This window comes from Comamonas testosteroni TK102, from assembly GCF_000739375.1.
Lineage (GTDB): Bacteria > Pseudomonadota > Gammaproteobacteria > Burkholderiales > Burkholderiaceae_C > Comamonas > Comamonas brasiliensis.
This window is the reverse complement of record NZ_CP006704.1, coordinates 42,471-55,235: the sequence shown is the minus strand read 5'-3', so window position 1 is coordinate 55,235 and position 12,765 is coordinate 42,471. Positions and strand designations below refer to the sequence as shown.

The 12,765-nt window shown below is 63.8% G+C and carries 13 protein-coding genes; 4 read left to right on the top strand and 9 right to left on the bottom strand.

Annotated features, from left to right (window positions below; all coding sequences use genetic code 11):
• Positions 1 to 7 precede the first annotated feature (7 nt).
• From O987_RS00215 to O987_RS00205, 3 genes are all read right to left on the bottom strand, one after another.
• A complete protein-coding gene (locus tag O987_RS00215) occupies positions 8 to 595 on the bottom strand; it encodes a hypothetical protein (protein ID WP_043370387.1) in 588 nt (195 codons plus the stop codon).
• The gene (locus tag O987_RS00210) at positions 592 to 1,152 is read right to left on the bottom strand and encodes an RNA polymerase sigma factor (RefSeq protein WP_043370384.1); all 561 of its coding nucleotides are present in this window, start codon (positions 1,150 to 1,152) and stop codon (positions 592 to 594) included. The genes O987_RS00215 and O987_RS00210 overlap by 4 nt, the downstream gene beginning before the upstream one ends.
• Positions 1,153 to 1,253: 101 nt before the next feature.
• Positions 1,254 to 2,147, bottom strand: a complete 894-nt coding sequence (locus tag O987_RS00205; RefSeq protein WP_043370383.1) for an AraC family transcriptional regulator — start codon at positions 2,145 to 2,147, stop codon at positions 1,254 to 1,256.
• 78 nt (positions 2,148 to 2,225) lie between these two features.
• Here O987_RS00205 and O987_RS00200 point away from each other — a divergent pair, with 78 nt between their 5' ends.
• The 3 genes from O987_RS00200 to O987_RS00190 all read left to right on the top strand — a co-directional run bounded on the left by O987_RS00200 (position 2,226) and on the right by O987_RS00190 (position 6,020).
• Entirely contained in the window at positions 2,226 to 3,503 is a 1,278-nt protein-coding gene (locus tag O987_RS00200; RefSeq protein WP_003059955.1) for an MFS transporter, read from the top strand.
• A 214-nt stretch (positions 3,504 to 3,717) separates the two neighbouring features.
• The gene (locus O987_RS00195; protein ID WP_003059957.1) at positions 3,718 to 5,004 is read left to right on the top strand and encodes a M20/M25/M40 family metallo-hydrolase; all 1,287 of its coding nucleotides are present in this window, start codon (positions 3,718 to 3,720) and stop codon (positions 5,002 to 5,004) included.
• A gap of 242 nt (positions 5,005 to 5,246) precedes the next feature.
• Entirely contained in the window at positions 5,247 to 6,020 is a 774-nt protein-coding gene (locus O987_RS00190) for a class II aldolase/adducin family protein (protein WP_003059958.1), read from the top strand.
• Between the two features lie 66 nt (positions 6,021 to 6,086).
• Here O987_RS00190 and O987_RS00185 read toward each other — a convergent pair whose 3' ends face one another.
• The 6 genes from O987_RS00185 to mnmG form a co-directional block, all read right to left on the bottom strand.
• Entirely contained in the window at positions 6,087 to 7,016 is a 930-nt protein-coding gene (locus O987_RS00185; protein WP_003059960.1) for a ParB/RepB/Spo0J family partition protein, read from the bottom strand.
• Positions 7,017 to 7,031: 15 nt separating this feature from the next.
• Positions 7,032 to 7,580, bottom strand: a complete 549-nt coding sequence (locus tag O987_RS00180; RefSeq protein ID WP_043370381.1) for an RBBP9/YdeN family alpha/beta hydrolase — start codon at positions 7,578 to 7,580, stop codon at positions 7,032 to 7,034.
• Positions 7,581 to 7,632: 52 nt separating this feature from the next.
• Positions 7,633 to 8,403: a ParA family protein gene (locus O987_RS00175; protein ID WP_003059963.1), complete on the bottom strand. Its 771-nt coding sequence runs from the start codon at positions 8,401 to 8,403 to the stop codon at positions 7,633 to 7,635.
• Between the two features lie 12 nt (positions 8,404 to 8,415).
• A complete protein-coding gene (locus tag O987_RS00170) occupies positions 8,416 to 9,027 on the bottom strand; it encodes a LysE family translocator (protein ID WP_043370380.1) in 612 nt (203 codons plus the stop codon).
• A 240-nt stretch (positions 9,028 to 9,267) separates the two neighbouring features.
• Positions 9,268 to 9,927, bottom strand: a complete 660-nt coding sequence (gene rsmG / locus O987_RS00165; RefSeq protein WP_043370379.1) for a 16S rRNA (guanine(527)-N(7))-methyltransferase RsmG — start codon at positions 9,925 to 9,927, stop codon at positions 9,268 to 9,270.
• Positions 9,924 to 11,888, bottom strand: coding sequence for a tRNA uridine-5-carboxymethylaminomethyl(34) synthesis enzyme MnmG (gene mnmG, locus O987_RS00160; RefSeq protein WP_043370378.1), 1,965 nt, complete (start codon positions 11,886 to 11,888; stop codon positions 9,924 to 9,926). Before mnmG ends, rsmG begins: the two co-directional genes overlap by 4 nt.
• 255 nt (positions 11,889 to 12,143) lie before the next feature.
• Here mnmG and O987_RS00155 point away from each other — a divergent pair, with 255 nt between their 5' ends.
• Positions 12,144 to 12,719, top strand: coding sequence for an NADPH-dependent FMN reductase (locus tag O987_RS00155; RefSeq protein ID WP_034400823.1), 576 nt, complete (start codon positions 12,144 to 12,146; stop codon positions 12,717 to 12,719).
• The last annotated feature ends 46 nt before the right edge of the window (positions 12,720 to 12,765 follow it).

The window sequence follows — 12,765 nt, the reverse complement described above, 5'->3', positions numbered from 1 at the left end:
ATCCGGTTCAGCCATCGACTTTCTCGGGGGCTCCGAGGGCGCGTGATGCCACGGCCAGAGCCTGTTTCTTCTGCGCGATCAGCACCAGCGGGCGGCCTTCGCGCGAGCGCACCACCTGCCAGTAGCTGTTGGCCCACCAGCCCTGGCCGTCGGCAATCCGCTGGTGCTGCTCGAAGGCCAGCACGGTGACGATGCCGCCTTTCTCGAAAAAGGTGGTGAGGTGATAGGCGCGGCTGCCGTCGATGTCGCAGGGCCGCATGAGCTGGGTGTAGCCGGGCAGCTTGCGGTCGGCGGGCCAGTCCATGTGCCGGGCCATCTCGGCCTCGGCGATGAACTGGCCGCGCAGCGTTCGTTCGTAGTACTCATGCTCGATGGCCGAACGCACCATCTGCGGCGGGCGCAGGCCGAGCACGCTGCCCCATGCAGCGCTGCCGAGGATCGCTGCCGCACACAACGCCTGCAGCCCACGGCGGGCATACCAGGGCGTGTGGCGCAGCAAATGGGCCGGCGGCTCGCCGGGCTCGAAGGCCAGCGCCAGCTCGGCACGGGCGCGCAGGTCGAAATCGGTGTCTTCGGGTCGGTCTTGGTGTTTCATGGTGCGCGCTTTCTCAGCGGTATCACGCTGGCAGCAGTGCAAGATTCGATGGCGGCCCCGGCGGGATGGCGCGCCGGCTCCTGCAGCACCGTCTTGAGCGCTTCACGGGCCCGCGCCAGGCGCGAGAGCACGGTGCCCGGTGCAATATCCAGCGCCTCGGCCATCTGGGCCGTGGGCATGTCGTCAAAGTAGTACAGCACCAGCACTTCGCGATGGATGGGGGCGATGCGGCTCAGCGCCTTGACCACGTCCAGTTGCGCATCGAGTGCCTCATGGTGATTCACGCCCTGCTCGCAGGATTCGTCCAGCGGCTGAGCCTGCAGCTGCCCGGGATCGAAATGCCTGAAGGCATGGCGGCGCATGATCTGGAACAGCCATGCCCGGGCCATGCTCTGGTCGCGCAATTGGTGGCGAAAGCGCCAGGCGCTGGTGAAGCAGTCCTGCACCACATCCTCGGCCGTGGCGCGCGAGCCCGTCAGTGCCCAGGCACTGCGCAGCAAGAAGCGGTAATGCTCGCGCACCCACTGGTTGTAGCGCGACTCGGCAGAGAAGATCATGGTGATAAAGAGCGCAGGCCTGCTGCTTTCATTCCATGCCGCCGCAAATATTTTCCGCAGGCCCCCGGAAACGGGAAGAGAAGACCTGCAGCGCTGTCAAATCAATCGCTGGCAGCCGTGACCTTGGTGTGCATGCCGAAGAACTGCGCCGGCGGCATGCCCACGGTGCGGCGCACCATCGCGCTGAAGGCGCTAGGGCTGTAATCCAGCTCGGCCGCAATGCGCTGAATCGGCCAGTTGCGCGCCGCCAGACTGACGGCATGGGCCAGCACCACCTGCTGACGCCACTGGGTAAAACTGCATTCCAGCTGCTGGCGAAACAGCCGCGCCACGGTGCGCGGGCTGGCCCCGGTATCGCGCGCCCAGTCCTCCAGCGTCTCGTTGCGCGTGGGGTCGGCCAGCACGGCCTCGCACAGCAGGCGCAGGCGCTTGTCCTGGGGCAGGTTCACGCCGAGCTGCACAGCGCTGGCGCGGCGCAGCTCGTCAAGCAGCAGCTCGCTCAGATGGTGCTCGCGCGCCCTGTCCTGCTCGGACAGCTGCAGGCTGTCATCGGGCAGGGTGGGCAGCTCTCGCACCACGGCACGCAGCAGGTCCGAAGCATTGAGCACCCGACATTGACGCCAGATCGCCTCCTGCCCTGGCCCGACATCGGGGCCGCAATGCCCATGGGACTGGAAGAAGTAAAGCGTGCGCAGATCGGCGCTTTCCACCATGGTCACCGCATGCTCCATGCCGGGCGGCACCCACAGCGCACGCGACGGCGGCACGATATAGGTGCCCTGCGCCACCGTCAGACGAATGGTGCCCGTGGTGGAGATCGCCAGCTGCCCCCAGGGATGACGGTGGGGCCTGACCTGGGTGTCGGCCTCCAGCCAGCGACATTTGGCGCGTACCGGGCGCTGTGCCGTGGGTATGTAGAGATGAGGCGTCAGCGTCTCCACATAGGCGGAGGCCTTGCCTGCACGCAGGGGTCCGGGGTCTTGGAGGCTGGGCATACGGGATTGGCTGGTTTGCGATAGCAATTGGCAGACTATCGCATACAAGACGAGACCGCTCTGCCTAAGATGCGATATATGAACCGCCCTGCCTCCACAACACCCCAAAACCAGGCGCCAGAGACACTGCGCAGTGATGCGCGCACCATCGGCCTCATCGGCCTGGCCCATGGCTCGTCGCACTTCTTCCACCTGCTGCTGCCGCCGCTGTTCCCCTGGCTGATCCAGGAATTCGGCTACAGCTATGCCGAGCTCAGCGTCATGGTCTCGCTGTTCTTCATCGTCTCCGGCACCGGCCAGGCCCTGGCCGGCTTTGCCGTAGACCGCTTTGGTGCCCGTCCCATCCTGTTTGCCGCCCTCGGCAGCTTTGTCGTGGCCGGCCTGATTGCGAGCACCGCGCAGGGCTACAGCATGCTGCTGGCCGCAGCCTTTTTTGCGGGCCTGGGCAATGCGCCTTTCCACCCCGTGGACTTCACCATCCTCAACAAGCGCGTGTCGCAGCAGCGCATAGGCCATGCGTTCTCGGTGCACGGCCTGTCGGGCAATATCGGCTGGGCGCTGGCGCCGCTGTTCATGGCCGGCATCACCACGGCCACGGGCTCCTGGCGTCTGGCCTGCCTGTGCGGCGCCATCTGTGCCGCCGTGGTGCTGGCCATCATGGTCTTCAACCGCGACGCACTCGACGACCGTGCCGAAGCCGCCGGCGCGGCCGCCAAGCCCGCCGCCGGTGCCGTTGCCGCCCCGCAGGAACACCCTATGGCCTTCATGAAGCTGCCATCGGTATGGCTGTGCTTTTCCTTCTTCTTCTGGAGCACCTGCGCACTCAGCGCCATCCAGAGCTTTGCCAGCCCGGCCCTGCAATCCATGTATGGCCTGCCGCTGTCCGTGACGGCGCTGATCGTCACCGGCTATATGCTGTGCGGCGCTGCAGGCATGGTGGTGGGCGGCTTTCTGGTCGGCCGCGTGCAGCGGCTGGAGAAGGTGATCTCCATCTGCATGCTGGGCTCGGGCCTGCTGCTGTTTGTCGTCGGCACGGGCTGGCTGCCCGGCATGGCGGCCGTGATCGTGGCGTCCATCGCCGGTCTGGGCACGGGCCTGGCCGGCCCCTCGCGCGACATGCTGATCAAGCGTGCAGCGCCCCCCGGCGCCACGGGCCGTGTCTACGGCACGGTGTATTCCGGCCTGGATCTGGGCTTTTGCCTGGCCGCGCCGGTCTTCGGCTACATGCTGGACCACCAGATGACAAATGCCGTGTTCTACGGCTCGGCGATTGCGCTGGTGCTGTCCGTGGTTTCGGCCGTCATCGTCGGCGACGGTGTGAGCAAGAAGACCAAGGCCCATCTGGCCGCGGCCTGAGCAGCAGGCGCAACCGACCAAGCCCTGCCTGCGCAAGCAGCAGGGCTTTTTTGTCGCCGCGAGAAATCAAGTTACCCTGGTATTTATCCCTAGTCCATCAGCGCTGAGGCCGCAAACGCGGCTGCTAAGCTGAATTCCCTGAGCGGTGCATCACGCCGCCTTTCCTGCCGTTGCCCTATCCGGGAGCGGCCCGCCCCCCTCAAGGAGAACTTCTATGCGTTGGAACACGCCCTCTGCCCCTTTGCTGCGCGCCCTGCCCCTGGCCCTGGTGCTGGCCTTCGGCTCTGCCCAGGCTGCCCCTCAGGCCGAATGGCTGGAGCATGCGAAAAAGGAGCAGCAGCCCTACCTGGATACGCTGCGCGATCTGGTGCATATCGAGTCCGGCAGCAAGGATGTGGCGGGCGTGAAGAAGATTGCCGAATACATTGCCGGCAAGCTGCGCGCCCAAGGCGGCAAGGTCGAGATCATCGAGCCCAGCGACATCTACCGCCTCGATGACACGCCCGAGAAGGTCGGCCCCATGGTGCATGCCGAATTCAAGGGCAAGGGCAGCAGCCGCATCATGATGATCGCGCATATGGACACCGTCTATCTGCCCGGCATGCTCAAGGACCAGCCCTTCCGCGTCGACGGCGACAAGGCCTATGGCCTGGGCATTGCCGACGACAAACAGGGCGTGGCCCTGATCATGCATATCATGCCCCTGCTCAAGAAGCTGGGCATCGAGGACTACGGCACGCTCACGGTGCTGATCAACGGCGACGAGGAAATCAGCTCGCCCGGCGCGCGCAGCACCATCACCCGCCTGGGGGCCGAGCAGGATGCCGTGTTCAGCTTTGAGGGCGGCGGCACCGACGGCAGCCTGCGCCTGGCCACCAGCGGCATCGGCGCCGCCTACCTCAAGGTCACGGGCAAGGCATCGCATGCGGGCGCCAAGCCCGAGGACGGCGTGAATGCGCTGTACGAGCTGTCGCATCAGCTGCTGCAGATGAAGGATCTGTCCCAGCCACAGGACGGCCTCAAGCTCAACTGGACGGTGTCCAAGGCCGGCACCAACCGCAATGTGGTTCCCGCCGAAGCAACGGCCCAGGCCGATGCCCGCGCGCTGCGCGTGGCCGACTTCACGGCGCTGGAAAAAGCCATGCAGGACAAGATCGGCAGCAAGCTGCTCCCCGCCAGCAAGGTGGAGCTGAAGTTCGAGGTGCGCCGCCCGCCGCTGGAAGCCAATGCCACGGCGCGCAAGCTGGCGGCCCATGCCCAGGGCATTTATGAGCAGGAGCTGAAGCTGCCCATGAAGGTCATGGACAAGGCCACGGGCGGCGGCACGGATGCGGCTTTTGCGGCCCTCAAGGCCAAGGGCGGCGTGATCGAGGGCTTCGGCCTGTCGGGCTATGGCGCACATTCCAACGATGCCGAATACGTGCAGATCAACACCATCGTACCGCGCCTGTATCTGGCCGCCCGCATGATCCAGGACCTGTCGCGCGGCCAGATCAAGTAAGCGCTTTTGATAGCTGCTTTCGTATCATCTGCTTCGGTTTAAGTATAGAAGCGATCTGAAAATCAACAGGAGCTTGCGTTGCAAGCTCCTGTTTTTTTATTCTTCCGGGCTCGGGCCAGCACCTGCCACGGGCATTGCCACCGCCGGCCTCACCCGAGTTTCCATGGCTCTGTCGCCTAGCCAACAGACCGCCGGCGCACGAGTGTCTACATTCATCGGATCAACGATGAAGGAGAGTCGCCGTGAGCCAAGAGCCTTTGAACATCCCCAGCGTCCGGCATCTGGTCAGCCCCGAGGAATGGCAGTTGCGCGTGGACCTGGCCGCCTGCTACCGGCTGGTGGCGCTGTACGGCTGGAGCGATCTGGTCTTCACCCACATCAGCGCGCGGTTGCCGGGCCCCGGGCATCACTTTCTCATCAACCCCTACGGGCTGATGTTTGACGAGATCACGGCCTCCTCGCTGATCAAGGTGGATCTGGGCTGCAACAAGCTCATGGAGTCGCCCTTCCCCGTGAACCCGGCCGGCTTCGTCATCCACAGCGCCGTGCATGAGGCCCGCGCTGATGCGCAATGCGTGATCCATACCCACACGCGCGCCGGAGTGGCCGTGGCGGCCCAGAAGCAGGGGCTACTGCCCATCAGCCAGCAAAGCACTTTTGTCCTGGGGTCCCTGGCCTACCACGTCTACGAGGGCGTGGCCTTTCGCGAGGACGAGAAGCCGCGTCTGCTGGCCGACATGGGCGAGGCCAACTTTCTCATGCTGCGCAACCACGGTCTGCTGACCTGCGGCGCCACGATTGCCGATGCCTTTCTGTCCATGTACGTCTTCGAGTCCGCCTGCCAGATCCAGATCGCGGCCCAGTCCGGCGGCACCGAACTGACCGAGGTCGACCCGCAGATCCTGCAAGGCATCGCCCAGGCCATGAAGGTGCAGACCGGCGGAATGGGCGGCCAGTTTGCCTGGCCTGCCCTGCTGCGCAAGCTCGAACGAATCGACCCCGGCTACCGCAGCTGAGCTGCTGCGCGCACACAGAAAAAGAGCATCCTGTGGATGCTCTTTTCGCTTGCTTGGGCCCAAGAATCAGACTTCGCCGCGCAGCTTTTCGATGAGGCCGTTGAGCTCGTCAAGCGAGCCGAACTGGATGGCGATCTCGCCCATTTCCTGCTGCTTGCCGTGGCGGCGCACGGTCTTCTTGATGCGCACCTCGACATCGGCGGTGAGCAGGTCGGACAGCTCTTCCTCGATGCGTTTCACGTCGCGCGACTTGCCATCTTTCTTGGCCTTCTGGCGCGTCAGATTGAACTCGGCACCGATCTTCTTGACCAGCGACTCGGCCTCGCGCACCGACATCTTCCTGGCCGCGATCTGGTTGCCGGCCGTGATCTGGGTGGCACGGTCCAGCGTCAGCAGCGCCCGCGCATGGCCCATGTCGATATCGCCGGCCATCAGCATGGTCTGCACGGGCTCGGCCAGATTCAGCAGGCGCAGCAGATTGGTGGCAGCACTGCGCGAGCGGCCCACGGCCTGCGCGGTCTGCTCGTGGGTCAGGCCGAATTCCTTGACCAGGCGGGCCAGACCCTGCGCCTCTTCCAGCGGATTGAGGTCTTCGCGCTGAATGTTCTCGATCAGTGCCATGGCCGCCGCTGCCTCGTCGGGCACCTCACGCACCAGCACCGGAACCTCCGACAGACCCGCGATATGCGCGGCACGGAAGCGCCGTTCGCCGGCAATGATCTCGTACTTGCCGGCGTTGTCGCCCCGGGAGAGCTGGCGCACCAGAATCGGCTGCATGATGCCCTGGGCCTTGATGCTCTCGGCCAGTTCGTACAAGGCGCCTTCGTCCATGCGGGTGCGTGGCTGGTACTGGCCGGCCACCATCACATTGAGTGCCAGCGTGCTCGGCAGATTGGCCTGAGACCCGCTCGCCGCGACCTGCTCTGCTTCGCTGACCTTGGGGCCCAGCAGGGCTTCCAGACCACGTCCCAGGCCCTTGGGTTTCTTAGTCACCATTGCTGAATTCTTTCTTTAAAGGGAGAGCAGCAGCTCATGCCCGGCTTCCCACAGTCCCAGTCCGCTGGCCGTGTTGACATGGCCTGCGGCACCCGCATTCACAAAACGGCTGCCCCAGCCCTGTGCCATGGTCTGTGCGCGTGCCACAGAGCAGTTGGGGTCGTTCTCGCTGCCCACCAGTATCGACGGGAAGGGCAGCTTTTGCAGCAGCACAGGCGACCAGCCCGGCAGCACGCCGCGCAGACTCTCCTGCTCCGTATCGCCGGGGGCAACCAGCAGAGCGCCACGCACCTTGGTCTTCGCGACCTGAGAATGCGCCGCCCACCATGCCACCAGAATACAGCCCAGGCTGTGCGCCACCAGCGTCACGGGGGCGGGAGCGTCGAGCACGGTTTCCTGCAGGCGAATGCTCCAGTCTCCGCGCAGCGGATGCTGCCAGCTATGCTGCTCCAGCCGCTGGTAGCCGTACCGGTCCTGCCACAGACTCTGCCAGTGGCCGGGGTCGGAATTCTGCCAGCCGGGCAGCAGCCAGACATGCTGCGGGTTCAGTGCTTCAGAGGTCATGGTCGTTGGCGATGGCTGGATGGGGGACGGGGAGCTGTTTCACGTGAAACACTCACATTTTCTTGATGCGTCGCACCATCTCTTCGGCAAACTCGACAAAGGCCTTGCTGCCCTTGGCCGAGGCGTCGAACACCACGCCGGGCAGGCCGTAGCTGGGGGCCTCGGCCAGGCGCACATTGCGCGGGATCACGGTATCGAACACCTTGTCGCCGAAATGCTCCTTGAGCTGGTCGCTGACCTGCTGCTGCAGCGTGGTGCGCGGATCGAACATCACGCGCAGCAGACCGATGATCTGCAGGTCGGGGTTCATATTGGCATGCACCTGCTTGATGGTGTTGACCAGATCGGTCAGGCCTTCCAGTGCAAAGTACTCGCACTGCATGGGCACGATCACGCCATGCGCCGAGCACAGACCGTTCAGGGTCAGCATGGACAGCGAAGGCGGGCAGTCGATCAGCACGAAGTCATAGTCGGCAGCCACGGCCTGCAGCGCCGTCTTGAGGCGCTCGTTGCGGCGCTCCAGCGAGACCAGCTCGATCTCGGCACCCGACAGCTCGCGGTTGGCACCCAGCACGTCATAGCCGACCTGCTCGGACTTCTGGGCTACTTCCTTGACGCTGGCGTTTTCCAGCAGCACGTCGTAGACCGTCAACTCCAGCGCGCGCTTGTCCACGCCGGAGCCCATGGTGGCATTGCCCTGTGGGTCCAGGTCGATCAGCAGCACGCGCTGGCCGACCTTGGCCAGACCGGCGGCAAGATTGACCGTGGTCGTTGTCTTGCCCACTCCACCCTTTTGATTGGCAACGCAGAAAATTTTGGCCATTGAACTTCTCTTTTAGTTGGCGGCCAGCTTGAGGCCAAAACCGATCAGAAACACACCGGCTGTTTTTTCCAGCCACTTCACCACGGCCGGACTGGCACGCAGACGCTCTGCCAGCACCGTGGTCAGCGTCACCACGATGACGCTGTAGATAAAGGTAATTGCCGCCACCGTGGCAGCCATCACGCCAAAGGTGATGGCGCCCTGATGCCGGGCCGGGTCCACGAACATGGGAAAGAACGCCATGTAGAACACAATGGCCTTGGGGTTCATCAGGGTGATCAGAGCACCCTGGCGGAAATACTGGCGCGGCTGGATTTCGATGGCCGGCGCATCGCCGGGCCTGGCCGTAAGCAGCTTGTAGCCCAGCCAGGCCAGATAGGCCGCACCCACCCATTGCACGGCGTGAAAGGCCGCCGGATACGCGGCCAGCACCGCCGCCACACCGGCCACGGCCAGCCACATCAGCACCTGGTCGGCAGCCATCACACCCAGGCAGCATGCAAGGCCCGCTCTCCATCCGCCCTTGCCCGTAGAGGTAATCAAGGCCAGATTGCCTGGTCCAGGGATCAGCAAGAAAACGGTAACGGCGGCTGCAAAAGCGCCGTAATCAGAGATGCCAAACATTCAAACCCTGCGCGATGGAAAACAGCAAGTTTATGCGAGGGCCATGACCGGCGCATCTGCATTGCGCAGATGTTGTCCGATACGGTGTGTAAAAAAAACGGTTTTCACCGTGGCCAGCGGCTTCGACATTTGCCAGCCAAGGTCGAAGACGCCGAACAAAGGCCTAGGCGGCTCCGCCGCCCTGCGGCGCAGGCGTCGTCCCCCTTCCAGGGGGAAGCGGCAACGCGCCGCTCAGGGCGGTTACTTAATTTTCAACCAGATCACGCAGCGCTCCGCATCCAGGCCGGGAACCTGCAATGGTTCCACGTGAAACACCTTCACGTCGGCAGGCAGCGCAGCAATTTCCTCATCGGGGTGCTTGCCCTTCATGGCAAACCAGATGCCGTCCTCGGCCAGAGCCTTGCGTGACCAGGTGGTGAAATCCACCAGGGACGCAAAGGCGCGGCAGCTGATGACCGGGTACTGGGTCTTGAGGTTTTCCACCCGGTCATGAATGCCGCGCAGATTGGGCAGGCGCAAGGAGGCAGCCACCTGCTGGATGAAAGCGGCTTTCTTGCCCACGGTATCCACACAGTTCACATCGATCTGCGGGCAGCAGATGGCAAACACCACACCAGGCAGACCACCGCCCGAGCCCACGTCCAGCAGCGGCAGACGCTTGCCCTCCTCCACCCGCAGGCTGCTCACATGTCGCAGCAAGGCGGGCACGGCAGCCAGGCTGTCGAGCAGGTGATGCGTCAGCATCTCCTGGGGATCACGCACCGACGTCAGGTTGTAGACCTTGTTCCACTTCTGCAGCAGATCCATGAAGGACATCAGCAGATCGATCTGGGCCGGGGCCAGATCCAGCTTCAGTGCCTGAACGCCCTGCTCCAGCTGGGTACGCAAAACCTGGCTCATGCGGAAGCCTCTTCGTTCTGAGTGGCAAAGCCTTTGAAGCCGCCTTTTTTCAGATGCACCATGAGCAACGAGATCGCTGCCGGCGTCACCCCCGAAATACGCGAAGCCTGACCCAGGGTTTCGGGCCTGTGCTTTTGCAGCTTCTGGCGCACCTCGAAGGACAGCGCTGCCACCTGCATATAGTCGAAGTCCAGCGGCAGACGCAGACGCTCGAAATGGGCAGCGCGTTCGACTTCATCCTTCTGGCGGTCGATATAGCCAGAATACTTGGCGGCGATCTCCACCTGCTCGATCACCGGGTCACTGAGCTCACCCAGAGCCTCGGGCTGCACATCAGCACTGGCGTACTTGCCCTGGTTCATGCCCATGAGCTTGTCGTAATCCACACCGGGGCGACGCAGCAGGTCGAACAGGTTGTATTCGCGCTCCATGGCCTTGCCCAGCACGCGCTCTGACTCTTCTGCTGCAACGACACGCGGGTTCACCCAGGTCGACTTGAGGCGCTCTGTTTCACGTGAAACAGCATCGCGCTTGCGGCTGAAGGAATCCCAGCGCACATCGTCGACCAGTCCCATCTGGCGACCCGCTTCGGTCAGGCGCATATCGGCATTGTCTTCACGCAGCTGCAGGCGGAACTCGGCGCGGCTGGTGAACATGCGGTAGGGCTCGGTCACGCCCTTGGTGATCAGATCGTCGACCAGCACGCCCAGATAGGCCTCGTCACGGCGCGGCATCCAGGGGCTTTCGCCACGGCACTGCAGTGCTGCGTTCAGGCCAGCGAACAGGCCCTGGGCGGCAGCCTCTTCGTAGCCGGTCGTGCCATTGATCTGACCCGCAAAGAACAGGCCCTGGATCTGCTTGGTCTCGAAGCTGCTCTTGAGCGAGCGCGGATCGAAGTAGTCGTACTCGATGGCATAGCCAGGGCGCAGGATATGGGCGTTCTCCAGCCCCTTCATGCTGCGCACCAGTTCGTACTGAATGTCGAACGGCAGGCTGGTGGAGATCCCGTTGGGGTAGAACTCGTGCGTGGTCAGGCCTTCGGGCTCAAGGAAGATCTGATGGCTTTCCTTGTCCGCAAAACGGTTGATCTTGTCTTCCACGCTGGGGCAGTAACGTGGACCCACGCCTTCGATCTTGCCTGTGAACATGGGGCTGCGATCAAAGCCGCTGCGGATGATCTCGTGCGTGCGCGCATTGGTGTGCGTGATCCAGCAAGGCATTTGCCGGGGGTGCATCGCACGATTGCCCATGAAACTGAACACGGGCACTTCGCCCTCGTTCACGCCGCCAGGCATGCCGTCGCCGGGTTGTTCCTCGCACTGGCTGAAGTCGATGCTGCGGCCGTCGATGCGCGGCGGCGTGCCGGTCTTCAGGCGGCCCTGAGGCAGCTGGAGCTCCTTCAGGCGTGCCGACAGGCTCACGGCCGGTGGATCGCCCGCACGGCCTGCGGCATAGTTGTTCAGGCCCACATGGATCTTGCCGTCGAGGAAGGTGCCCGCGGTCAGCACCACGGTGCGGCTGCGGAACTTGAGGCCCACCTGGGTGACGGCACCGACCACGCGGTCGCCCTCCACCATCAGATCATCCACGGCCTGCTGGAAGAGCCAGAGATTGGGCTGGTTTTCCAGCATCTCGCGAATCGCCGCCTTGTACAGAATGCGGTCGGCCTGGGCACGCGTGGCACGCACGGCCGGGCCCTTGGAGCTGTTCAGGATGCGGAACTGGATACCGCCCTTGTCGGTCGCCAGGGCCATGGCACCGCCCAGGGCATCGACCTCCTTGACCAGGTGCCCCTTGCCGATGCCGCCGATGCTGGGATTGCAGCTCATCTGCCCCAGGGTTTCGATATTGTGGGTCAGCAGCAATGTCTTGCTGCCCATGCGTGCAGCGGCCAACGCGGCCTCGGTGCCGGCGTGGCCGCCACCGACCACGATCACGTCAAATTCCTGTGGGTACAACATATTTCTGCTCCGGGCCAAGCCCGGCCCTTGCCCCTGCACGAGGCAACCATGCCTCGGCTCTCATGGCAGGCGGACATGTTTTCGCGCCATGTCCAGCCCTGCGGGGAACCTGCAATTTTCCCACCATTGGCGCAACAATGCCTTGGCAGGGGGGTTTCACGTGAAACATGGCCACCAGAGCCACGGCCTAGATGTTTGCCCTGATGGCCCTGCCTACGCATGAAAAATGCAATCGCTCTGTGCTGCAATGACTGCATGCAAATCCTCATTTTTGCGGGCAGTACCCGCCAAGACTCGTACAACCGCAAGCTGGCCAAGGTGGCCGCCTCCATCGCCCGGCAGCAAGGTGCAGAGCCCAGCCTGCTGGAGTTGTCGGACTACGACATTCCGCTCTACAACGCCGACCTCGAAGCGCAGGGCACACCTGCCGATGTCATTCGCCTCAAGCAGGCCATGCACAGCCATGCGGCCTGGATTGTCTGCAGCCCCGAATACAACGGCAGCTACCCTGCCCTGCTCAAGAATGCGATCGACTGGGCCTCCAGCCCGGTCAAGGGCGACGCACAGTGGTCCGATGGCGTCCTGCCGTTTCGCAACAAGGTCGTCGGCATGGCCAGCGCCTCGCCCGGAGGGCTTGGAGGCCTCAGAGCCCAGTCTCACCTCGCTGCGCTGCTATTGAATCTGGAATGCTGGGTGGCACCGCGCAGCCATGCCGTGAGCCAGGCGGCCGAGGCCTTCGATGAGCAGGGTCATCTGCTGCGCGCACAGAACCAGCAAGGTATGGAGGCACTGGTACAGCAGGTGCTGTGGGCTGCGGGGCGCCTGGGCTGAGCAATCCCCCACGGATACGGACTACTTGCTGTCGGCTGGATATGCA